Raw genomic sequence first — 23,675 nt, forward strand, 5'->3', positions numbered from 1 at the left:
ATGAACAGTTTTAAAAACAGATTACTATTTAATATCACGTACTACTTTTTGTGGGTTGCTTATTTTTTATTCGCACGTTTTTTATTTTTATCTTATTATTTTGATAAGACCTCCGAGTTAGGTTTTATTACAACACTTAAAACTTTTTTATATGGAATTCAGTTAGATTTTTCTTTTGCAGCTTACTTAGCCGCAATTCCATTTCTAATTATTCTTTTTTCAATATGGATTCCAAAAAAAATTATTATTAACTTAATAAAAGGATATACTTTCCTCGTTATTTTTGGTGTTAATCTATTTATGTTAATTGATATCGTTCTATACAAATCATGGGGGGTTCGTATAGATTCTACATTAGTAAGCTACATTAACAATCCTAAAATAATGTTAGCTTCAGTTTCTACAACGCAACTTATTGGAGGGGTTTTAATTTGGATTATTATTTCTCTCTTTGTGATATATTTTTTTAATAAAATTTTAAATAAAATTAACGCTCATCTAACTAAAGGTAAATTTTTAGAAGCTCCCATTTTTCTTATAATAATTGGAGCTTTAATTATTCCGATTAGAGGTGGTTTTGGGAATATCCCTATTAACCAAAGTAATGTATATTTTTCTACTAAAATGTTTGCTAATCATGCTGCTGTAAACTTTATCTGGAATTTCGCCAACACTTTAGCCCACAAAATAGACGACAAAAACCCATATGTACATTACAAAACTGATACTGCGCAAAGTATTATCAATAAAACTAGAAATCAACTTTTAATCGGTTCAGATTCAATTTTAAAAACGAAAAAACCTAATGTTATTTTAATTGTTTGGGAAAGTCTTTCCGCTAAGTCTGTTGGTGTTTTGGGAGGCAAACCAAATGTTACTGAAAATCTAAATAGGCTCGCTAAAGAGGGAATTTTATTTACTAATTTTTATGGTAATGGCGATAGAACCGACAAAGGAGTACCTGCTATTTTAAGTGGTTATTATCCGCAACCAACTAAGAGTATCATGAAAATGCCTAATAAATCTAAATCACTACCTATGCTTACCCGAGAAATGAAAAAATTGGGCTATTACACTGGTTTTTATTATGGTGGTGATAGTAATTTTGGGAATATGATTACTTATTTACGAAATGGTGATATTGATAGAATTGTTGACGGAACTGAGTTTGATAAAGAAAATTGGAATTCTAAATGGGGAGCTCACGATCATATTTTTTTAGATCGCTTTATGAAAGATTTATCTGAACCAACTTTAAAACAGCCTTTTTTCGAAATCGGATTAACACTTACAAGTCATGAACCTTACGAGTTTCCTGATGAGTATAAATTTGGAAAAGACTCTCAAGAAAACTTATACATGAGTGCCCAAGCATATACCGACAAAGCTATTGGTAAATTTATTGAAGATGCTAAAAAACAACCTTGGTGGAATAATACCTTAATCGTAATTATGTCTGACCATGGTCATCCGCTACCAAAACACAAAGGATATTTTAATTCTCCTAAAAAATTTCAGATTCCAATGGTTTGGCTGGGTGGTGCATTAGCTAAAACAGGTATTACAGTAAATAATTTTAGTGCGCAAAGTGATTTTGCTTATACTTTAACCAATATGTTAGGTGGTAACTCAAAGCAGTTCGAAAATGGTAAACATATTTTTAATGCTTCTAACAGTCAATATGTACATTTTGTTTTTAATAAAGGTTTTGGTACCATTTCTAAAAACGGAACATTTGTATATGATTATGTAAGTAATAAACCAGTGATAAAAGAAGGTAACTATCAAGAATTAGATACACTAGGAAAAGCAATAAGTCAAGAGGCTTATCAAGATTTTTTAGGTAGATAATCTGGTATAACTCTATTAATAACTCAACATAACTAGTAGAAAAAATATTAAACGCAATTGAATCAAACCACATGAAATATACCTATATTCTAATTTTAATCATTATAGTTTTCAGCTGTAAAACAAAAAACAAACAGGAATCTGAAAATCAAAATATTAAAATTGATAACCCTGAATTAATTGAAATTTGTAAAAATGATCAAAACGATAGAAAAAATTATAATATAACTTGGTTAGAAATCGTTAAGAAAGACAGTCTTAGAAGAAAAAGAGTTGATATTATTTTAAACTCTAATAAAATTAAAACTGCGAAGGACTATATGAATGCAGCAATGGTTTTTAAACGTGGGAACGACTCTATTAATTTTCTAAAAACAATAACTTTAATGAAAGAGGCTATTAAATTAGATAGTACAATTAATAAATTGCCTTTAGCTGAAATAACAGACAGATATTTATTGAGCATAGGAGATCCTCAAATTTATGGAACCCAATTTTATAAAGAAGCATATAATAAACCTTGGGTTCTTGCTAAAATTGACACAACCAAAATCACAGATAAGGAAAGAGTTCAATTTGGTGTAGAAACATTAGAAAAATTAAGAGACAAGCTTAAACATATGAATGGTGTAGATCACAAGCATGATCACTAAAAAATACAATAATATATATTTCTGATTTAGAAACTATACAACCAATAGAAATAGAGATTTATTAAGTGTAACTAAAACCTTAAAAATAGATACAAAAGCAAAACTATTCCCTTTTTTTATTCTTAAGTGTCAATAAGTTATTTTTTATACAAAATAACATTGTTATTCATTACCATGTTATTTTGTATAAAAAATGAAAAAGATTGAAATAACAAAAGAAACCCAATCAACAAGAAAACAAATATCATTTATATACTTTTGTTATATATCTGTACTATTGCTAATCATTACAAGTATTTTAAATTTGTGGACAGCTTTAACTTCATTAGGAGCATTTTTCTTATTTTTAATTTGTCCGTTTTTAACAGGGATAATAGCTTATAAAAATTATAAAAAAACACAAAGTTCGAAAACTCATAAAAAGCTATTCTACTTAGCTTTTTTCTATTCAATGGGGATTTTCATCACAATAATAATTGCTAAAATATTTTAACTACATAGTTATCTAGTTGAAACTCTTTACAATTCTCAGGTATTTTGAAGATAAAAAATTCTCAATTCTAAATAGCATCATCATCATCAATAATACACTCTCTAATTAAAAATGCAACTTCATTATACACTTCACTGAAGGCATTATTAATAATTTATCCTGGAAGCTATAGTATTCCTGACAAAAAATACACAATGAAGTTCAACAACTTTAATCACCTAATTGTTAACCAAGTAAGCATATGTATTGAATTACATCAAGATGCTATTAAATAAAAAAAGCATAAGGCTATGCCAGATAAAAGGATATAACACGGATTAAAATCTTATTCAGTTCAGAGTGTTAATATTATCTTAAAGTAAAAAAAAACACAATATCCTTCTTAATAATACGTTTTTCTTAATTCTTATTGATATTTAATCTAAATAAAAATAATATTAAAATGAAAAAACCCTTCGAATTTAAAAAAATGACTTTAATTAAGTCACTAGTAATTATGTTATCACTAATAACTTTTGGTTCTTGCCAAGTAGAAGAAGATAACGATATTGTTGAACCTTTAAACACAAGTGCAAGACAACAAAATAAAACAGTTAATTTAAAAGTAATGAGCTACAATGTTTTTCAATTACCAGCTTCTGCTATTTTCTTCGGAAGAAGCGGAACTGGTTATGCAGAAGAGGATAGAGCGCGAGCTTTAAATCGCGCACTTATTGACCTAGAACAAAAAGGAGACGCTCCAGATGTTCTTGCTATTCAAGAAGGATTTAATCAGAGCATAGAAACCTATCTCTTTAATACTGTAGAATTCCAGAAATTATACCCGCATAGAACTAGACTCTTAGGACTAGTTTGTGACGATAAGATCTCAGGAGATTGTGGAACTCTCGCTACCAGTCCTCTCTATACTAATGGTGGACTTGTAATTTTTAGTAAATACCCTATTGAAAAAAAAGCTGAACATGCTTGGAATTCGAAAATAATAGATACATATGAAGGATACGCTAATAAAGGAGTTACCTATGCAGCAATAAGAAAAGATGGAGAATTATTTCATTTTTTTAACACACATACAAATTCAGAACAAGTAGGCTATCCTGCATCAGCTGTTAGAACAAACCAGTTTCTTGAAATGAGAGAATTTAAATCGGGTTTAAAAATACCAATATCTGAGCCTGTTATATATCTTGGAGACATGAATGTTGAAACCCAGCTTGAAAAAAGGACCATGGAGAGGTTTTTAGATGCACAATCAAATTTCGAATTGCAACCAGGGGCAGATGGTACTTATTCATTTAACAACACAGTAGTTAAAAATACGTACCATACACATGCTGACGCTGATCATACTTATAATAAAGTATTAGATTACATATTATATAGTAAAGTTCATAAGCTACCTAACGGAAATCCCGTAATGAGAATATCTTCTCTTCAAGCGCGTGGACCAGCATACACAGGAGATATTTCAGATCATAATCCAGTAATTACAGATTTTACATATCATTACTAATAAACATAATTTATAAAATAACATTTTAATATTAATAAGTTTAAATCCCCCAAAAATGAATTCATTTTTGGGGGATTTTTAATATAGAGAGAAAGGTCAATAAATAATTACCTATATTTTAATTAAAACTCCTTGAGGAGTATCTGATTGAGCGCAGTCGAAACCTTTTTTTAACAGACTAATAGTTCTCATAAACTTCGTTCGTTAGTTTCTGCCATTTTAATATCAGAAATGCTTAAACTTATAATAAAAATTGCGCCACTATACTTAAAAAAAGCTAGCTAATTATGTCTATTTTTACTACTGACTTCTATAGAATAAATATTTAAAAAAGTTGGTTAAACTTCTATTTCAACTTTGCTTACATTTTTCAAATCTAACATCTACTATAATTTGAAATGGTATAAATATTAACACCACCTTTTTCATATCTGTATCTTCAAAAATATTATTGGCTAAACCTGCTATAAAACCAGCATATAATTTTTCATTGGCTAACGAAAAAAATAACAATACCTTATTTTTTTTTTAGTTTTTAATACATCAAAAACGTTTTTTAAGATTCTAAACAGTTTTTACTTAACAACAAAGTCAAATTGATTTTTTTAAAACTGTTTTTTAATTAAAGTTGTTTTAAAAAATTCAAAAAAGCATTTTAAAAACCAAACAAACATAAAAAACCTATTTTAAAAGTAAATTTCATCTTTTTTAATCAAAAAAACAATTAAATTCATTTATTTCGTAGTAAAATTAAATACAGTATGTCTTCAAAAAATATAGCAACTAATTTTAATGAGTCTACAAAAGCATTTGTATCTCCTGAATATATTCGTAATCGTTTTTCTACGGTTATGTCTAATATGTACAAAAACGAAGTACCTCTTTATGGTGAATTGCTTGATTTGGTTCATGATATTAACGACAATGTTCTTACAAATTCTAAAGAAATTAAAGAGCAATTAACAAATACAGGAGAAATTACTCGACTAAATATGGAGCGTCATGGCGCAATTCGTTTAGGTAAACCACATGAACTATTTACAATAAGACGTCTATTTAAAGTTATGGGAATGTTTCCTGTTGGTTACTATGATTTAGCACCTGCTGGTGTTCCTGTACACTCTACTGCATTTAGAGCTATTGAAAACACAGCGCTTAATCAAGCTCCTTTTAGAGTTTTCACCTCTTTATTACGTTTAGACTTAATTGATGATGATCAGCTTCGTGATAACGTTGATACTATTTTAGAAAATCGTACTATTTTTACAGAAAAAGCATTACAATTAATTGAAAAATCTGAAAAAGAAGGTGGATTAAATAAAGAAAATGCTGAGACTTTTGTTCAAGAGGCATTAGAAACTTTTCGATGGCATGATACTGCTACGGTAGATAATCAAGTATACGAAGCTTTATTAACTCAACACAGATTAATTGCTGATGTAGTTGCTTTTAAAGGCCCTCACATAAACCACCTAACACCTAGATCTCTAGATATAGATAAAGTACAAACAAGTATGGAAGCTCGTAGTATTCCTCCAAAAGATAATATAGAAGGCCCACCTACAAGAAAATGTCCAATTTTATTACGCCAGACTAGTTTTAAAGCGTTAACTGAAAAAGTAACTTTTAAAAATAGTCTTGAAAATGGAAAAACAGGAGAACACAAAGCCCGTTTTGGTGAAATTGAACAACGTGGAGTAGCAGTAACCCAAAAAGGACTAGATTTATATAATGAATTATTAAGTAAAACACGTAAAGCAATTGGTGGATCACCAACTGCTGAAAATGCCGCTGAATACAACGAATTATTAAAAGAAAATTTTAAAGCTTTTCCTGACAATTACAATGAATTACAATTAGAAAAACTTGCCTATTTTCATTATTTCACTAGCAATAAAATAAAAAGTATAGCTAAAGATAAAACGTATACTACAGCAGATGTAAATCAATTATTAAAAGACGGATATTTAACTATAGAACCTATGGTTTATGAAGATTTTTTACCCGTAAGTGCTGCAGGAATTTTTGCTTCAAATTTAGGTACAGATGATGCAAAACGTGAATACGATGGTTCTTCAAATCAATCTTTATTTGAAAAAGATTTAGGAGAGCCTGTTTATAAATTAATGAAATGGTATGATGACATGCAAGATGAAACCATTCAAAAATGTTTAGTACAAATAAATGCTTAATATTAAATTATATAGCCGAATATCTACATGTTCGGCTATTTTTTTTGCAAAAGAGATTATCTTTACGTTAAATTAGGCTCATTTCTGACAAAAACATAACAAAACTATTCTTTTGAAAAATCAATTTGATTATATAGACCAGCAAATTTTATCAAAACTACGTTCTGATGCACGAAAGGCTTATTCGCAAATTGCTGAAGAACTAAAAGTATCTAATTCGCTTGTACATCAACGAATAAAGAAACTTACCGAAGCAGGGGTTATTCAAAATGCTGAGTTTATTTTAGATGAAAATAAACTAGGCTATAAAACAAAATCATACACTGGTATTCGTTTACGTGAAGCACGATTTGCAAAAGATGTTATGAAAAAACTAGAAGAAATACCTGAAATTACTGAATGTAATTTTGTGTCTGGTAACTATGCTATTTTCATATTAATTTATGCCAGAGATAATGAGCATTTACAAAAAATATTATACGATAACGTCCATTTAATAAACGGTGTAGCAGGTACCGATACTTTTATTTGTTTTGACACCTGCTTTAAAAGGAATATCCCTATTGAATAATAGAAAAATGATACAACACACACAATTATCAGCATTAGAAAAAAAACTAAAAGGTGAATTGTTTTTTGATGATTTACATAAAACTTTATACGCTACTGATGCTTCGGTTTATCGTAAGATTCCATTAGCAGTTGCCTACCCTAAAAATGCGAAAGACATTAAGCTATTAATTACTTTTGCAGCTAAAAACAACATTACTTTAATTCCAAGAACAGCTGGGACTTCATTAGCAGGACAATGTGTTGGTGATGGAATTGTAGTAGACGTTTCTAAATACTTTACTGATATATTAGCTTTTGATGAGCAAAATAAAACCATTACTGTTGCCCCAGGTATTATTCGTGATGACTTAAATAGGTTTTTAAAACCTTTCGGATTATTTTTTGGCCCTAATACCTCAACCTCTAACCGTTGTATGATTGGTGGAATGGTTGGTAATAATTCATCTGGAAGTACCTCAATTCGTTATGGTGTTACACGTGATAAAGTAATAACGATTGAAGGGCTATTATCTGACGGAAGTGATGTTACCTTTTCTGAAATCACTTCGCAAGAATTCAAACAAAAAAAGATAGAAAACTCTTTAGAAGGAAACATTTATAAAGCAATTTATAAAGAACTTTCTCAAGAAACTATACGACAAGAAATAATAAACGAATTTCCAAAACCTGAAATTCATAGAAGAAATACAGGGTATGCTGTAGATGAGTTTTTAACATCTGATTTATTTGGTGGAAACGAAACTACAATTAACCCTGCCAAATTCTTATCAGGTAGTGAAGGTACTTTAGTTTTTTCAACAGCAATTACAATACAGTTAGACGATCTACCTCCTACGCACAGTATTATGGTTTGTCCGCATTTTACAAGTGTTAACGAAAGTTTAAAAGCAACGGTTACTGCTATGAATCACAAACTATATGCTTGTGAATTAATGGATAAAGTAATATTAGATTGTACCAAAAATAATCGTGAACAAGCTAAAAACAGATTCTTTTTACAAGGTGATCCAGAAGCTGTATTAATGTTAGAAGTTTCTGCTAATACTATTGAAGAGGCAGAAATACAAGCTGATAAATTAATAGAAGACTTAAAAATTAATAATTTCGGATATCACTACCCAAAAGTTTACGGAGAAGATATTGCTAAAGTACATTATTTACGAAAAGCTGGTTTAGGTTTATTAGGTAATATTGTAGGCGATATGAAAGCCGTTGCATGTATTGAAGATACCGCTGTTGCGCTAGAAGATTTACCAGAATATATTGAGGAGTTTACTCAAATTATGGATAAATACCAACAAGATGCTGTGTATTATGCGCATGCTGGTGCTGGTGAATTACACTTACGTCCTATTTTAAATTTAAAGAAACAAGAAGATGTTGTGTTGTTTAGGAAAATAACAACAGAAACAGCTGAATTAGTTAAAAAATATAAAGGTTCGTTTAGTGGTGAGCACGGAGACGGAATTGTACGTGCAGAATTTATTCCATTAATGATAGGTGATAAAAACTATCAATTATTACGTAGGATAAAAAAAGCTTTCGATCCTAACAATATATTCAATAAAGGAAAAATTACAGATGCTTTTCCGATGGATAAAAGTTTACGTTATGAAGTAGACAGAAACGAACCTATTATAAAAACCATTCAAGATTTCTCTAATAGTGAAGGTATTTTAAAACTTGCTGAAAAATGTAACGGTTCTGGTGATTGTAGAAAATCTCCTGAGGCAGGCGGAACTTTATGTCCGAGTTATAGAGCAACACGAAACGAGAAAGAAACAACGCGTGCAAGAGCAAACATGCTACGTGAAGTATTAACAAATAATACTGCTGAAAATAAATTTGATTCTAAAGAATTAAAACAAGTTTTAGACTTATGTTTAAGTTGTAAAGCTTGCGCTACTGAATGCCCAAGTAATGTAGATATTGCTGCGATGAAAGCAGAATTTTTATATCAGTATCAAGAAACTAATGGTTATTCTTTTAGAAGTAAGTTATTTGCTAACAACGCAAAATATAACAAACTAGGAAGCAAAGTTCCTACAATTACAAACTTCTTCACGAACACACTTATAGCTAAAAAAGTAATGGGTGTTGCTACAGAACGTACGGTTCCTAAATTAGCTAAACAAACTTTAGCTGCTTGGTTAAAAAACAAAAACATTACTTCGAATACTAACGATAGTTCTTCTAAAAAAATAGTTTATTTATTTAATGATGAATTTACCAATTTTTATGATGCTGAAATAGGAAAAGACGCTGTAATTGTTTTAGAAAAACTAGGTTACGAAGTAAAATATATCGATCATGAAGAAAGTGGACGTAGTTATATTTCAAAAGGTTTTTTAAAAGAAGCAAAAGAAATTGCAAACAAGAACGTTACTATTTTTAAAGATTTAATTACTGATAGTTCTCCCCTTATAGGTATAGAACCTTCAGCAATTTTAACTTTTAGAGATGAATATATTCGTTTGGCCGATGATAAAGTTACAGCAAAAAAGATAGCTAAAAATGCAGTTACTTTTGAAGAATTTTTAGCTACTGAACATAAAAAAGAAAATATAAACACCGCATTATTTACAACTAATTCTAAAACACTTAAAATTCACGGACATTGTCATCAAAAAGCATTATCAAGCACACATGCTTCATTTGCTATTTTAAATATTCCAACTAATTACAAGGTTACTATTCTAAATACAGGGTGCTGTGGAATGGCAGGCTCTTTTGGTTATGAAAAAGAGCATTATAAAGTAAGTATGCAAGTTGGAGAAGACACCTTATTTCCTAAAATTAGAAATTGTACTAATGATACCGAAATTGTAGCAGCAGGTACAAGTTGTCGTCATCAAATTTACGATGGTACAAAACGTATTGCTAAACACCCTATTAGTATTTTAAAAGAAGCTATAACATAAAGTATTGATTATTAGCTTATTATTTCATATATTTAAGAAGTAACTTAAAATAATAATAATTATGAATAGTAATAAAATAATAATTAGCAATGCTTTATTAATTTTTGGAGGAATCGTAAGTTTTTTTTTATTAATGAAAATTTTTGGCCTCGATAATATTTCTGAGCTAAGATTTTTAAATTTTGCCTTTATTCTTTGGGGAATAAATAACGCCATACGAACAAATATGAATAAAAATGAAGCATCCTTGTACATTCATAACTTTTCTGTAGGAATAGGAACTTCTGTAATTGCAGTCGGATTATCGGTTATTGGCCTGATTATCTATGTGAATTTTATAGACCCTAACTTTATGTCTATATTAGAAAACTCTGCCTTTTGGGGGCAAAATTTGAGTTTAAGTTTAGTTGTTTTTGCATTAGCTATTGAAGGAATAGCTTCTTCAGTAATTTGTTCATTTATATTAATGCAGTATTATAAAAACTATAAAAAGGCAATTACAATCGCATAATTTAAACTAAAAAAGGTATTATAATTACTCCATAAAAAAGCCTCAGATTAATAATCTGAGGCTTTTTTTTATTATTCTTTGTTTTATATACTATGGCTGAATCACTTGCTCTTCAGCTAATAATCCAAAAAACTTATCTAAATTAGGTAGAATAACGATTTTTGTTCTTCTATTTCTAGCTCTATTAGCCCAAGTTTTATTGTCAACTAATGGTAAAGAAGATCCTCTACCTGATGCTATTAATCTACTTGCATCAATACCATATCTTTTTTCTAAAATTCTAACTATAGATGTAGCTCTTTTTACACTTAAATCCCAGTTATCTTGTATTACTTCATTGTGAATTTTTCTAGAATCAGTATGTCCTTCAATCATTACATCCATACTTGGTTCAGATTTAATGATATCTGCTAACTTTTTAAGTGTTTTGTATGCCTTACTGTTTACATTATAACTAGCTGTTTTAAATAGCATTTTATCTGAAATAGATATCATTACAACAGTCTTGTCAATATTTACATTAATATCATCTGAGTTTTCTAAATCAGCAACGTTTATTGACTTTTTTAACTTATAAGAAACTGCAATATTCATAGAGTCTTTTAAAGTCTTAGCTTTTGCTAATTCAGCTGGATCTACGTTTGCTAAAGTTTTACGCATTTTTACTTTCATAGAGTTAGATATCACTGCCCCTTCGACCATATCTAATTTTACATCATTCTCTTTTTGTAAACCTGAATTGATTCCTTTTAAAGAATTTATTTTTTGATTATAATTATCAACTCTTTTTTCGATTTTCGAAAACTTAGCTTCCAATTGTTCTTTTTCTAAAGCTGTTCTTTGAAGCGCTCCTTTTGTAGATTTATACTGTTGTTCTAATTGAACATACTTTTTTTTAGAGACACAAGAAGTTGCTAATACTACAACTAATAATAGAAGGAAATTTTTTTTCATTACTGTTAATTTAATTTATTTGTAATTGTTAAACATATTTTTATTTATTTTAGTATAAAAAGCTTCTTATTTTTTATTTAAAAATATCTCAGCCATCATACAACGTGCACTTCCACCACCACAAGTTTCAATGGTATCTAGTGATGAATGAATAATTTGATTGTGTTTTTTTATTTTTTGCAATTGATCTTTTGTTAATGAATTATATGCTGATGAGCTCATTATTAAAAAACGCTGCTCCTCTTCTCCCTTTACTTGTAGCATATTTCCAGCAAACTGTACTACCTGCTTTTCAGTAATAGCAATAACTTCTTTTTTATCACTTTTTAATTGTTTTATTAATTCTTTCTTCTCTTTTTTATCATCTATTGCCTCTAAACAAACGATTGCAAAAGTTTCGGCAATACACATCATTACATTTGTATGATAAATTGCTTCTCTTTTTTCATTTACAGTCTGATTCGCAATAAAAATTATTGGAGTATACTCAAAGTCTTCACAAAACTCAATAAATAACTCTTCCGCTGCTCTAGGAGATAAAGCGCAATATGCTTTTCTATTTGCACGATCTAAAATCATACTTCCAGTGCCTTCTAAGAAAAAACCTTCCTCCTCTGCTTCAGAGTAATCTATTACATTTTTTATTTCAAAGCCGTTTCCTTCTAAAGTTTCTAATACATCTTCACGTTTTTCTAAACGTCTATTTTCAGCAAACATCGGATAAATAGCTACATCGCCATTTTCATGAAAAGAAATCCAATTATTAGGAAACAATGCATCTGGTGTATCTGGTTCTTTGGTATCATTAACAACAACAACACAAACACCTACCTCTCTTAATTTAATTACAAAAGCATCAAATTCTTGCTGTGCTTTTGCATTAATTGTAGTAGGTAATGTGTTTAACAATTCTTGCTGATAATAATTATTAACGGCTGTTTGTTCGTTCATTCTAAAACTAGCTGGACGAACCATTAAAATGGTATTTGTAGTTTGTTGCATCTTATTAGAAATATTTTATTTTTTCTTACTTATTATATCTGCTAAATAACTAGCATCTTTAGACACTCCTCCTAAGGTTGCAGATCCTCTGGTAAACATCCATGGTAAACCAATAAAATACAAACCTTCAATATTACTTACTCCTCTGTAATTTTTAGGATAACTATTTCCATCTAACTCTAAACCTTCAATCCATTTAAAATCTGGACGGTACCCTGTTGACCAAATAATATTTTTTATAGTAGCTATTTTACTTTTCTCAAAAGTAATATCATTATTTAATGCATCTTTTGTTCTACCTACACAAATCACATTTTCTCTAGAAAGAATTTCTTTAACATCTGTTCCAATAACAGGCTGTGAAAAAGAACTGATTTTTTTCCCGATCCAACTATACTTACTATAACTTAAAAAACCGATTATTGTAAACCACCACCATAATGTTTTACCTAAAAACTGCTGTGGTAGTGATTTTACGGTAGTATCTCCAGAAAAATAAACAGTTCTAGAACTGTCTTTAGATATCTCATTTAAAATTTGATAACCAGAATCACCACCACCAACAACTAACGTATCTCCTTCTTTTAACTGCGATACTCTTTTATAGTAATTGCTATGCATTTGAAGTATATCTGCTGATATTTTAGTATGACAAGGAGGCGTATATGGAATATGAAAAGGTCCTGTAGCAATAATTACATTTTTCGCTTCAATTTTACCATCTTTATAGATTACCTGAAAACCTTTTTCTGTTTTACGAACAGATGTTACTAAGGTTTCAAATTGTACAGGAATATTAAATTTCTCAACATATGTTTTAAAATAATTACTAACATCAAATTTAGTAGGATAATGTCCTTTTGGAGCATCAAATTTTAAACCTGGTAAATGATTATACTCTGTTGGAGTGAATAATTTTAAAGAATCCCATCGATTTAACCAAGAAGCTCCAATTTCCTTTTCTCCATCAAGAATTAAAAATTCCTTATCCATTTTTTTTAAATGATAAGCCATAGATAATCCCGACTGTGCCCCTCCAATTATTATATAATCTAACATTCAGTCTCTTTATTATTACTTTTTCAAAGGTAAAACTATAAAATCTTACTTATTAAGTATAATTGTAATATTTTATTATAAAAGCCTCATTTCTTACAATACTTTATAAATTAGATACCTATTTATTACTAAATAGTATTTTACTTTTAATAATTTTATTGCTTGAAAAAAAAGGTTAATCTTTTTAATATAAAATCATATAGAAATGGAAAAATTATCTGGTAAAAAAGCTATAATTACAGGAGGTAGTAGAGGTTTAGGTAAAGCTACTGCAATTGCTTTTGCTAAACAAGGTATAGATGTTGCTATTACTGGGCGAAACGAAGAACGCTTACTTAGTACTGTTACAGAATTAAAAACATACGGTGTACAAGCTACTTATGCTACTTTTGATGTTAGTAATTATAATGAAGTAAAAAAAGGAATACATGATATCATAACTACACTTGGTACTGTTGATATCTTAGTCAATAACGCTGGTATTGCTGCTTTTGGTACTTTTAACGACATGAAAGTAGAAGATTGGACACAGATTATACAAACCAACTTAATGGGAATGTATTACGTTACCAAGGAGGTTTTACCTTATTTAATTGAAAAAAATGAAGGTGATATTATTAATATTTCTTCTACTGCTGGTTTAAGTGGTAATCCTACTACCTCAGCTTATTCTGCTTCAAAATTTGCTGTAATGGGTATGTCTGAATCATTAATGAAAGAGGTTCGTAAAAACAATATTAGAGTTTGTACGCTTACGCCAAGTACTATTGCTTCAGATATGTCTTTAGAATTAGGAATTACAGATGGTAATCCTGAAAAAGTATTACAGCCTGATGATTTTGCTGAATTAATTGTAGCAGGTTTAAATTTACCTAGAAGAGCTATGCTTAAAGGTGCCTCTTTATGGTCTACCAATCCATAAACATTAAAACGATGCGTTTCCCTTTTTTTATTACTAAAAAGGAAACGCATCGTTTTTAATTCTTATTTTTTAAAAAAAGAAATTATCTTTTTAAAGAAGCTAGGTACTTTGTGTTCATTTGCAGCTTCTGTACTATTACTTGCGTATTTTGCTACATGATTTTCTTTATAAGAATGTGCTTTTAAAATAGCGCTCACTTGACTTTTATACTTAACTCCCTTTATTTTATCTACTTGATAAATATAGTTTGCGTAACCATCAATTTCAGCTAATACATTAAGCCCACCATTCCATGTTTTTCCTTGTATTCCTTCTTTTTCTATTTGAAACAATAAAGCTCTAAAACGTTTTAATGATTTCTTATTTATATTCAGTTTTTCATTAACTACAATACCTGTTACCTCTTGTCTTTCATTACGTTTCATAATTCGTAATTTATCAGGATGCAACTTAAAATTTTCTTCTTTAATAATTTTTTTAGAATATTTTAATATCGCTGTAATATATTTAAACTGTTCTTGATTCCCCGAAAAAGTAGTATCATCAACATAACGAGAATACGTAAAACCATATTTAGTAGCCAAACCATCTAATCGGTAATCCATTTTACGACATAAAATATTTGTTATCGCCGGACTACATGGAGATCCTTGTGGTAAAAACCGATCGCCTCTTTGTGTAAAATAGTTTTCTCCTAATAAAGAAAGATCTAAAATTTTAGATTCGGAACATAATAATGAAAAGATTACTGCTAATTGCTCTGAATATCCTAACGATTTAAAAACTCCCTTTATTCTTTTATAAGTTACTGATGGGAAAAAGTTTTGTAAATCTTGATTAATAACTACCGCTTTATTTACATGAATTTCAGCATTACTAACAATAGATCGTTCTTTTACACAACCATGCGCCTTTTTGTGAACCGTTACTTTATTTAAAATATTTTCTAAAATAAAATGTTGTGCTCTTTTTAATCGAGGCATTGGAGCAGAAATTAATCGGTATCCTCCTGATTTCTTTGCTACTTTAAATCGTTTATAATGATGAATCTTTGAATTTTTTCTAGAAAAGGCTAAAAATCGGAGTTCATTCACCGTTATTTTCATAGCTTCAGCTAACTCTTTTGCTGACTCATAAATTGGTAAATCGTTTTCTTTAAGTCTTGCAACATTCGTTTCTGTATCATTTAATTGATGAGAATATCCATCACCTATATAAACAATCTCTTCTTTTTTGGTTTGCTGCCACTTTGCTGCTTTTTCCTTACGGATTAACGCTCTCTTTAACGCAGTCTCTTTTTGTTTTTCTTTTGATAGCTTCTTTCTTTCTTTATGCTTATTTGCTATAAAAGCTTCTGTATCTTCTATAGCCCTCTCTTTTTTAACAAGTGCTGTTAAATTATTTGAAAGTTCTCTTTCTTCTTTTAAAAATGCGTTTGCTTTTTCAAAATCTACTTCATTATCACCCCAAAAACCTAATCGTTTCATTTCTGAAAGAATAAATTCATCTTTAGATGATTCTTTAATTTTATCGTAAATTTCTTGTCTTCTCGTAGCTGAATTATCCATAACAAAAAAAGTAGCAATAAGATGTATATTTTTTCCCTTCGTACAACTCTAAAGACTGAATTGAACAACTCCAGTGAAATTAGCACTATAGCATTATTTCACTTCGAAGAAGTATAACCGGAAATAGTGCTATAGTGCTAATTTCACAAGTTAAGTTCGAGTCAGTGACGCGTTCGGTGTCTGTAAGCTAGATTGGCGATACACCAATCAAATTGCAAGGTTTTTATCTTATTACTACCAAGGTTTAAATATATTAATTATTTTTATCAAAAGTGATTCTTGTTGCTAAAATATGCTCACAAGGTCCTTTTGTCATTTTATTCTGATGATAGTAACTGCAAGTACACTTAGCGTCAATGATTTGCAAATCATTATTTATATGTACACTCGTTTTATAATTGCCACTTACTATCGCTTCTATCTTTATATTATTGGTATCACCATCTATTTTTAACTCTGAAACAGCTCCTGACTCCATTAATTGGTACGCTGTTTTATCTATTTCATTCGAAAAACGTAACGATTCTAAATCAATTCCATCTTTCTTTAATTCTCTAATTCTATATACGTTGTTCTTTAAATCGTAGACTACCTTTCCTGCTTGTGTAAAAGTTTGTAACGATTGCTGTACAACCTTTTTATCTAAAGCCAAATTCTTTGCTAAACTTTCTTCCGTATTAAACCAATCTTTACGCAACGCTAAATAAATACTCTGCATGGTGGTTGCAGGTACTTGCCCTCTTGGAGAAAGCAAATCTAAATTTGTAGTTTGCGTCCAATCATTAGCTGTCCAACCAGACAAGCCTAATGTAAAATACATATCGTTTGCCAAATGTGCTATATAAAAAGACGGCATACCACTACCCAATAAATGAACTGTAAACTTATTCGTAATTGGCAATAGTCTTTCTAGAATGGTTATTCGTCTTCTTCCCCAAACTCTAATTTCATGTGCTTCATTACCTTTATATATAGATTTCAAACATGCAATTTCTATATTCCAAGGCTCAAAAACAGCTACAATAGGTTGCCCAGGTTTTAATATATATTTTATAGCTCTTGGTCCTTTTTTCTCTTTGTGCCTTTTTAATACAGCTATAAAATTAGCAATATCAACAGCATCTAAATCAAATGATACTTTATCACTTGTCATAGCGGTACTTACTTGTAAAAAACCGCGCACCCAACTATCTGGTAAATCAATTTTAACCTCTCTATATATATCTTCTCCTGTTGTTTTTACATCAAAACCTTTAGGATCTATTTTAAATTCTGTCTCTTTATAACTACGTATCTTTTGAAACTCATTATACAATGTCTTTGAATAATCAATATTTGTAGTACCACATTCAAACTCACTTATGTTGTTAAAAACATCATAACCACAAGATAATTTTCCATAAACAGATTCATCTTTACTAAAGCATTCAAAAAATACCTGATCAGGATGTACTGTAATCACAGGATCTAGCACTAACCAAGCTGCATAATCTCTTGTATATAAATACTTAAAATATTTTCGTTGTGCTTCGTAAAAAGGCTTTGTAACTTCTTCTCTCTTAGATCGCAATTTTTTTAATTGCTCCTGAATATTTTTTACGTCTGTTTTTACACCAGCTAATGCTGCTGTTGCTTCTGCTACCCAAATATCTTCTTGGCTCTTTAACCAAGCTAAATATTCTGTATTGTCTTTAGGTTTAAAATTAAAATCTGCTGTAACAACGCTATGCAAAGTTGAAATAGCTTCTCTAAAAGGAATTTTTTTATCTAAAACTCCTACAAAATAAGTAGGTTCTCTTAATACATCTGGCGCAAAACTAACCCCTGTAGAAGACATACTGTTATTGACACTACTGCTACCACTATATTTAAAATTAAATTTCATTCTTCTTCTTAACTTTATTTAATTAATAATGGTATTGCTACATCTGAGTGCTTTTCAGAAATAGTTAATAATATATCTATAATTTTATCTTTATCAGTAACCGTTTTGGTATCTAAAATGGTATTTAAAATTCGTACTGTCATTAAAGCTACTTCTTTATGTTTTTCAGATTCTTTTTCTAAAAAGGAATACACTCTGGTTTTTGTAGCTCTGTTTGAGTTTATATAAAACAAGGTCGTTTTAAAGTAATCTTCTAATTTTAAAATTACCGCTACATTATCCGAAGCGTAAGTGTTTAAATAATTGGTTGTAAAAAATTGCATGCTCTTTGCAGGATGTTCTTGTAAGCTAACAAGTAAAGGCAGTCCTTTTTCTTCTGAAAAATGTTTTACCGCCATACTTCGTCCTAAATGTTGCACTTGCTCTTTTACGTGATCACATACATATAATAACATTTGTACAGTCCAATTTTTGGCATCTATATGTTCACTAAAATAATCACACCCCCAGTCAATAACATCTTGCCAATTAGTATTAAAAATAGGCAATGCTTCTTCTAATTCGTAATTTACCCTAGCTACGTTATTTTTAAAGTAAGTTTCTAGTCTTGTTCTTATAGAAAACACATCACTATGAGCTAAACGTATTAAATCTGACATACTTAAGGCACTCATGCTTATGTTACTTTCAAAAATCGGAGTTCCTAGTTTTTGTGCAAATTCATATTTTGACAGCACTAATGTTATTATTCCTTCTTTTGATAACTCTTTTAAATCAGCTCCGTATAATTGTATTAGAGTTTCATAACAATTCTCATGCAAGCCTTCATAACTTTCAGCTTCTGTTATATATGCTAATAATTGTTTTAATAAACTATCTTTAAACTCGCTATCTAATTTTGTTAATTTATCAACCGTAGGTCGAATTGCTTTTCTTACTTCTGAATATTCAGAAAAACAGAAACTAACGATGTCTTCTTTGTTTTTTATTAAATATTTGTCAGGAAAGTGTGCTAAAAGTTCGATACCCGCACTTCTTAACACTTCTTCTTCTGACGTTATATATTCTTTATAATTTTCTTTAAATAAATCGTAAGCGGGCGTAGCGTTATGTTTTGCTAAATTAATTGCGAATAATTTATTTGTTACAGAATTTGAAGCTGCTAATTCCACTATTTTTTTAACAGGGGTATCACTTAATAACTTACCAAATAAAGTATTCCCTATTAAATTGCTTACAGCTATTAAAAAGCTAAATGAGTAAGTAGACGCTTCTTTAAATAGTTCTTGCAAATAATCTATTGCTATAATCGTATCATAGGCTACACTATTTTTATATACTTCTGTTAAATATTTTATTACCAAAATCTCATCGGTAAGTAGTAACTCTGTAACTAATGAAGTATTTATTAAATAAGATGCTTCGTATTTTTGTAACCATTTTAAACCTAAGGCAACTGCTTTATCATTTTTAGATGCTAAAAGCGTTATTAAAATAATTTTTTCTGGTTGACTTGTTGCATATTTTGCTTCTAACAATGCTGTTACTAACTCTAATACCTTTGGATGTTTATGAGCTAGTAATTTTGAAAATATTTCGTCAGATAGGTTTTCTAAAAAATGAGCGTTATCTTTTATTATACGTAAACAAAAATCTACTGCAATTGTACTTTTAGCATTTGCTAGTATGTATAATACTTCAGTTGGTTTTTGATTCCAAACACTAGACAACATTTCTTCTCTTACAACTTCGTTAGTTGTACTTTCTATATAATACCACTTATTCTTTTGCTCTTTAAACCTACTAGAACTACCATACAAAATATACATTAAAGCAGAAAATTGATGGTATTTAGGATAACACTTTTTTTCTATATCGTAATTTCTTGTTGCAGGATTATAAACATAATCATGCTCTACACGCTCAGTTACTTGATCTCCATCATCATCTAAAACACATAGTATATCAGTGGCATATTGAATATAGGCTTCTTGATTTTCAACACTTAAGTTGTATATATTTTTATAACTGTTTTTAGTAAAATAATCTTTTGTTTTACCAGAAAAAGCTATTCCTGGGTTTTGTTTTTTCTTTTCTTCAAAAGCATAAACCCATTCTCCTTTTACACTTGGGTAATCAGAAGTATAACCTGCTTTACCAATTGCTATTTGTTTAGCTAATAACGCAAAAAATCGAGTATCATTTATTACGCAAGCTGCTCTATATATATAACGTATCGATTTAAATGTATTTACTTTTAAAGGAACTTTTTCTAATAATTTAAATAATTCATCTCTTAAACTATCATTATCATACGCATATAAGTATGCATAAAATAAGAACATTGGGTTTCCTTTATTATTTCCTACAAACTGTAACGCTAAAGATGTTATTTCTTCTTCCGAAATATGTTTCCTAACCTCAGCATGTATTATTTGTTTATCCTTAACACTTCCGTATCGTAATATATAAGCACAAGCTACTCTACCTACAATTGTTTTTAAGTTATGATCTTTAAAAACAGTTAAAATTTCTGTTACGTAATTGGCTTGGTTAAATTCTGCTAGTACATTAATTGTATTGTACTGCTCAAATTCATCTGATGAGTGGATAAATTGAGCTATTTGTGGTATTGCTTCTCTAATTTTTAAAACGCCTACCCTCGCAATAATTTTAGATACTTTCCAATTTCTTGTATAGGTACCTTTAATTGATTGATTTAAGTATTTTAAAATTGTTTCTTTTCTTGCAGTATTTTCGTCTTTATGTAAACTTTCAGTTACTTTAATTGCTTCTTGCAAGATTTCTGAATAGCCTTTCTTTTCCTTACTTTCTACTAAACTATTAAAAGTTTTTTGGGCTTCTTCATAAGATACAGGAAAAACAGTTTTTGTGCCTTCTCTTAAATTTGCACCTCTTCTACCATACCTAAAGTTTACAACAAATAAATCTTGACTCTCGCATAAATCTACTTCATAAACTTTGTCTGATTTTTCGTCTGAAAAATATAATTTTTTCTGTTTAATTAATTTCAAGCTTTATCTTTTTTTACACTCTAAATATATAACTTATTTAGAACAAGATAAATTTCTTTATATATCTTTTTACAAAAAAATAATTACATCAAACCTCCTTTTAAGTTTACGAAACTCATCCCTAAATTTTCATCTTCTAAAAACACTATAGCTCTTTTACTTCGCATACCTGATTTACAATATACTACGAGTGGTTTATCTGTTTTCAACTCTTTAAAACGTTGTTGTAATTCTCCTAAAGGAATATGTTCTCCGTTAATATGATTTTGTTCACGTTCCCAATTTTCACGTACGTCTAATAAATTATACTTAGCTATATTATTTTGTAAATCATCAAGAGTAATTTCATTAGCTACATTTACTCCAAAAACAAACGGAATGGTAGAGAAAGCCAATGATATTATTAAAAACAAAACCATAAAATAACCACTTACACCTATTTAGAACAAATAAACAAAGATCTTATGAGTTTTTTAGAGCATTTCAATCTATACAGAAGACATGGTAGTCTAAGAGGGTAACTTAATGTAAAAACACCTTTTAACGCAGTAGAAGAATGGTATAGATTAGGCCCTTAAACATTTAAAAAAGACACTAAAAATTTAAAATAAATGTATTAAATTTGAATCAATAAACTCGATAAGTTGTAACGAACAACCTTGTGAAAATTAACACATAAGTTTTTAATATTTATTATCTAAAAACAAAATTTATTTATGGAACTTAGAACCGAAATCCTAAATTTTTCACTAAAAATGGAAGAATCTATTAATACTCTTCTTCTTGTTTACTTAGGGATAGATGACAAATCTAAAACTAAAAATTTTGGCAATAAAGCAGGTATAAGTTTCAAAAGTAAAATAGATTTACTTTATGATATTAATGTTTTATCTCCGGAGGAACGCTTAAATATTGAATTACAAATGAATTTTAGAAATAAGTTTCTACACGATATTAATTGCGATACTTTTGTTGTAACGTTACAACATTTTGATAATGGAATAAAGAACAGGTTCTTTAAATTTTTAGACAATAAAGAGGCTTCTCAAGATGAAAATTCTTACAGAAAAGCTTATCAAAAATTATTTGAGAATAACACTAAGGTTACTGAAAAGAAATTTAAAGAAAAAAGAGGTCAGATTATTAAAAATGGTGAGGTCATTAATTCTCTTATAGGAATAAGTAAACGCTTATTTATATTATCTAATAAACCAATTCAGGAAGTAATTTTGGTGTTAGACAAAAGTGATTTAGAAAAACCTAAACAAGATGACACTTTAATTAAAATAAGAAAAATCTGTGAAGACTACCCAAATAAGGTTCATTCAGATTCTGAATTAAAAATATTTAAAGATATAGTAGGAGATGCAATCAATAACAAAATTAATCTAAAAAATTTATTGAGTTAATTTGAAATTTATGCATTCTAATAAAAACGAAAAATACTTTTCTGTCTTGTAATAAGGCCTATAAAGAATGAATAAAAGAACTTCACATCCCTCCTTTTAAGTTTACGAAACTCATCCCTAAATTTTCGTCTTCTAAAAATGCTATAGCTCTCTTACTTCGCACACCTGATTTACAATATACTACGAGTGGTTTATCTGTTTTCAACTCTTTAAAACGTTGTTGTAATTCTCCTAAAGGAATATGTTGTCCGTTAATATGATTTTGTTCACGTTCCCAATTTTCACGTACGTCTAATAAATTATACTTAGCTATATTATTTTGTAAATCATCAAGAGTAATTTCACTAGCTACAGCTTTTATACCACAGAAAAAGTCGTAATCTTTTTCTAATTCAGTGATCTCTATATTTGCTGATTTTTCAAATTTCAATAGCATTTGACGCATACTTAAGGTATCATACATCAATAATTTATTTGCTAACACCTCACCTATTTCTAAAATAATTTTAATCGCTTCGTTTGCTTGCAAGCTTCCTATAATTCCTGGTAACACACCTAAAACACCAATTTGTGAACAGTTTGGTGATTCATCTGATTTTGGTGGTGTTGGGTATAAACATCTGTACGTAGCACTTCCTTTATAATTAAAAACACTTACTTGTCCTTCAAATTTAAAGATGGCACCATACACCAATGGTTTGTTTGTTATTACCGCAGCATCATTTGTTAAGTATCTTGTGGAAAAATTATCACTTCCATCTACAATTACATCATATTTATTGAATAATGAAATGGCATTTTTTCTCGTCAATTTTTCTTTATAAATAGAAAAATCTACAAACGGATTTAATTTTGATAAGCGTTTTGCTGCTGTTGCTGCTTTTGAAACGCCAATATCATCAATTGTGTATAAAATTTGACGTTGTAAGTTACTTTGATCAACTACATCATCATCTATAATTCCGATGTTTCCAATACCTGCTGCTGTTAAATATTGCAATACAGGGCAACCCAATCCACCAGCTCCTATAACCAAAACCTTCGCTTGTTTTAATTTTAATTGCCCTTTTTCTCCTATTTTATCTAAAATAAGATGACGGTTGTATTGTTTTTGTTCTTCGTTTGTTAACATCT

The 23,675-nt window shown here is 29.3% G+C and carries 19 protein-coding genes; 10 read left to right on the forward strand and 9 right to left on the reverse strand.

The features are described from left to right. The 4 genes from H518_RS0101430 (at window position 1) to H518_RS0101445 (ending at window position 4,510) form a co-directional block, all read left to right on the forward strand. Entirely contained in the window at window positions 1–1,851 is a 1,851-nt protein-coding gene (locus tag H518_RS0101430; protein WP_205618001.1) for an LTA synthase family protein, read from the forward strand. A 71-nt stretch (window positions 1,852–1,922) separates the two neighbouring features. Then, window positions 1,923–2,504: a hypothetical protein gene (locus tag H518_RS19010; protein ID WP_028887422.1), complete on the forward strand. Its 582-nt coding sequence runs from the start codon at window positions 1,923–1,925 to the stop codon at window positions 2,502–2,504. Window positions 2,505–2,697: 193 nt separating this feature from the next. Further along, window positions 2,698–2,997, forward strand: coding sequence for a hypothetical protein (locus tag H518_RS0101440; protein WP_028887423.1), 300 nt, complete (start codon window positions 2,698–2,700; stop codon window positions 2,995–2,997). 442 nt (window positions 2,998–3,439) lie between these two features. After that, window positions 3,440–4,510 carry a sphingomyelin phosphodiesterase gene (locus tag H518_RS0101445; protein ID WP_028887424.1) on the forward strand — a complete coding sequence of 357 codons (1,071 nt, stop codon included), beginning with the start codon at window positions 3,440–3,442 and terminating at the stop codon, window positions 4,508–4,510. A gap of 351 nt (window positions 4,511–4,861) precedes the next feature. Here the strand turns inward: H518_RS0101445 and H518_RS20955 are convergent, their stop codons facing one another. Beyond that, a complete protein-coding gene (locus tag H518_RS20955) occupies window positions 4,862–5,023 on the reverse strand; it encodes a hypothetical protein (protein ID WP_155995102.1) in 162 nt (53 codons plus the stop codon). Between the two features lie 248 nt (window positions 5,024–5,271). Here H518_RS20955 and hglS point away from each other — a divergent pair, with 248 nt between their 5' ends. The 4 genes from hglS (at window position 5,272) to H518_RS0101470 (ending at window position 10,707) form a co-directional block, all read left to right on the forward strand. Then, window positions 5,272–6,702, forward strand: coding sequence for a 2-oxoadipate dioxygenase/decarboxylase HglS (gene hglS, locus H518_RS0101455; protein WP_051263626.1), 1,431 nt, complete (start codon window positions 5,272–5,274; stop codon window positions 6,700–6,702). A 112-nt stretch (window positions 6,703–6,814) separates the two neighbouring features. Continuing rightward, window positions 6,815–7,273, forward strand: a complete 459-nt coding sequence (locus H518_RS0101460) for an Lrp/AsnC family transcriptional regulator (RefSeq protein ID WP_028887426.1) — start codon at window positions 6,815–6,817, stop codon at window positions 7,271–7,273. A 7-nt stretch (window positions 7,274–7,280) separates the two neighbouring features. Then, complete coding sequence (locus H518_RS0101465; RefSeq protein WP_028887427.1) at window positions 7,281–10,196, forward strand: FAD-binding and (Fe-S)-binding domain-containing protein; 2,916 nt, start codon at window positions 7,281–7,283, stop codon at window positions 10,194–10,196. A 61-nt stretch (window positions 10,197–10,257) separates the two neighbouring features. After that, window positions 10,258–10,707 carry a hypothetical protein gene (locus H518_RS0101470; protein WP_028887428.1) on the forward strand — a complete coding sequence of 150 codons (450 nt, stop codon included), beginning with the start codon at window positions 10,258–10,260 and terminating at the stop codon, window positions 10,705–10,707. A 90-nt stretch (window positions 10,708–10,797) separates the two neighbouring features. On the opposite strand, the gene H518_RS0101475 is transcribed toward H518_RS0101470, so the two are convergent. The 3 genes from H518_RS0101475 to H518_RS0101485 form a co-directional block, all read right to left on the reverse strand. Beyond that, window positions 10,798–11,661: an OmpA/MotB family protein gene (locus tag H518_RS0101475; protein WP_028887429.1), complete on the reverse strand. Its 864-nt coding sequence runs from the start codon at window positions 11,659–11,661 to the stop codon at window positions 10,798–10,800. 66 nt (window positions 11,662–11,727) lie between these two features. Then, window positions 11,728–12,663: a citrulline utilization hydrolase CtlX gene (gene ctlX / locus H518_RS0101480; RefSeq protein ID WP_028887430.1), complete on the reverse strand. Its 936-nt coding sequence runs from the start codon at window positions 12,661–12,663 to the stop codon at window positions 11,728–11,730. A gap of 15 nt (window positions 12,664–12,678) precedes the next feature. Then, on the reverse strand, window positions 12,679–13,722 hold the full coding sequence (locus tag H518_RS0101485) for a flavin-containing monooxygenase (RefSeq protein ID WP_028887431.1): 1,044 nt from the start codon (window positions 13,720–13,722) through the stop codon (window positions 12,679–12,681). Between the two features lie 205 nt (window positions 13,723–13,927). Here H518_RS0101485 and H518_RS0101490 point away from each other — a divergent pair, with 205 nt between their 5' ends. Then, window positions 13,928–14,644: a 3-ketoacyl-ACP reductase gene (locus H518_RS0101490; protein WP_028887432.1), complete on the forward strand. Its 717-nt coding sequence runs from the start codon at window positions 13,928–13,930 to the stop codon at window positions 14,642–14,644. Window positions 14,645–14,706: 62 nt separating this feature from the next. On the opposite strand, the gene H518_RS19015 is transcribed toward H518_RS0101490, so the two are convergent. From H518_RS19015 to H518_RS19020, 4 genes are all read right to left on the reverse strand, one after another. Next, entirely contained in the window at window positions 14,707–16,212 is a 1,506-nt protein-coding gene (locus H518_RS19015; RefSeq protein ID WP_051263628.1) for a reverse transcriptase family protein, read from the reverse strand. 253 nt (window positions 16,213–16,465) lie between these two features. Continuing rightward, the gene (locus H518_RS0101500; protein ID WP_028887433.1) at window positions 16,466–18,097 is read right to left on the reverse strand and encodes an SWIM zinc finger family protein; all 1,632 of its coding nucleotides are present in this window, start codon (window positions 18,095–18,097) and stop codon (window positions 16,466–16,468) included. 14 nt (window positions 18,098–18,111) lie between these two features. Then, window positions 18,112–21,132 (reverse strand): WGR domain-containing protein, encoded by a 3,021-nt coding sequence (locus tag H518_RS0101505; RefSeq protein WP_028887434.1) that lies wholly within the window; start codon window positions 21,130–21,132, stop codon window positions 18,112–18,114. Window positions 21,133–21,215: 83 nt separating this feature from the next. Further along, window positions 21,216–21,551: a rhodanese-like domain-containing protein gene (locus H518_RS19020; RefSeq protein WP_081411135.1), complete on the reverse strand. Its 336-nt coding sequence runs from the start codon at window positions 21,549–21,551 to the stop codon at window positions 21,216–21,218. A gap of 336 nt (window positions 21,552–21,887) precedes the next feature. Between H518_RS19020 and H518_RS0101515 the strand changes: the two genes are divergently transcribed. Continuing rightward, window positions 21,888–22,541, forward strand: coding sequence for a hypothetical protein (locus tag H518_RS0101515; RefSeq protein WP_155995103.1), 654 nt, complete (start codon window positions 21,888–21,890; stop codon window positions 22,539–22,541). An 82-nt stretch (window positions 22,542–22,623) separates the two neighbouring features. Here the strand turns inward: H518_RS0101515 and moeB are convergent, their stop codons facing one another. Further along, a complete protein-coding gene (gene moeB, locus H518_RS0101520; RefSeq protein WP_028887436.1) occupies window positions 22,624–23,673 on the reverse strand; it encodes a molybdopterin-synthase adenylyltransferase MoeB in 1,050 nt (349 codons plus the stop codon). Between the last annotated feature and the right edge of the window lie 2 nt (window positions 23,674–23,675).

The organism is Tenacibaculum ovolyticum DSM 18103, assembly GCF_000430545.1.
Taxonomy (GTDB): domain Bacteria; phylum Bacteroidota; class Bacteroidia; order Flavobacteriales; family Flavobacteriaceae; genus Polaribacter; species Polaribacter ovolyticus.

Bases quoted from the DNA above. Each gene is read 5' to 3' on its own strand.
- ctlX (WP_028887430.1), bottom strand. From the start codon at position 12,663: ATGCAACAAACTACAAATACCATTTTAATGGTTCGTCCAGCTAGTTTT.
- H518_RS0101465 (WP_028887427.1), top strand. From the start codon at position 7,281: ATGATACAACACACACAATTATCAGCATTAGAAAAAAAACTAAAAGGT.
- H518_RS0101475 (WP_028887429.1), bottom strand. From the start codon at position 11,661: ATGAAAAAAAATTTCCTTCTATTATTAGTTGTAGTATTAGCAACTTCT.
- H518_RS19020 (WP_081411135.1), bottom strand. From the start codon at position 21,551: ATGGTTTTGTTTTTAATAATATCATTGGCTTTCTCTACCATTCCGTTT.
- H518_RS0101515 (WP_155995103.1), top strand. From the start codon at position 21,888: ATGGAAGAATCTATTAATACTCTTCTTCTTGTTTACTTAGGGATAGAT.
- H518_RS0101490 (WP_028887432.1), top strand. From the start codon at position 13,928: ATGGAAAAATTATCTGGTAAAAAAGCTATAATTACAGGAGGTAGTAGA.
- H518_RS0101500 (WP_028887433.1), bottom strand. From the start codon at position 18,097: ATGAAATTTAATTTTAAATATAGTGGTAGCAGTAGTGTCAATAACAGT.
- moeB (WP_028887436.1), bottom strand. From the start codon at position 23,673: ATGTTAACAAACGAAGAACAAAAACAATACAACCGTCATCTTATTTTA.
- H518_RS0101440 (WP_028887423.1), top strand. From the start codon at position 2,698: ATGAAAAAGATTGAAATAACAAAAGAAACCCAATCAACAAGAAAACAA.
- H518_RS0101470 (WP_028887428.1), top strand. From the start codon at position 10,258: ATGAATAGTAATAAAATAATAATTAGCAATGCTTTATTAATTTTTGGA.
- H518_RS19015 (WP_051263628.1), bottom strand. From the start codon at position 16,212: ATGGATAATTCAGCTACGAGAAGACAAGAAATTTACGATAAAATTAAA.
- H518_RS0101430 (WP_205618001.1), top strand. From the start codon at position 1: ATGAACAGTTTTAAAAACAGATTACTATTTAATATCACGTACTACTTT.
- H518_RS0101485 (WP_028887431.1), bottom strand. From the start codon at position 13,722: ATGTTAGATTATATAATAATTGGAGGGGCACAGTCGGGATTATCTATG.
- hglS (WP_051263626.1), top strand. From the start codon at position 5,272: ATGTCTTCAAAAAATATAGCAACTAATTTTAATGAGTCTACAAAAGCA.
- H518_RS19010 (WP_028887422.1), top strand. From the start codon at position 1,923: ATGAAATATACCTATATTCTAATTTTAATCATTATAGTTTTCAGCTGT.
- H518_RS0101445 (WP_028887424.1), top strand. From the start codon at position 3,440: ATGAAAAAACCCTTCGAATTTAAAAAAATGACTTTAATTAAGTCACTA.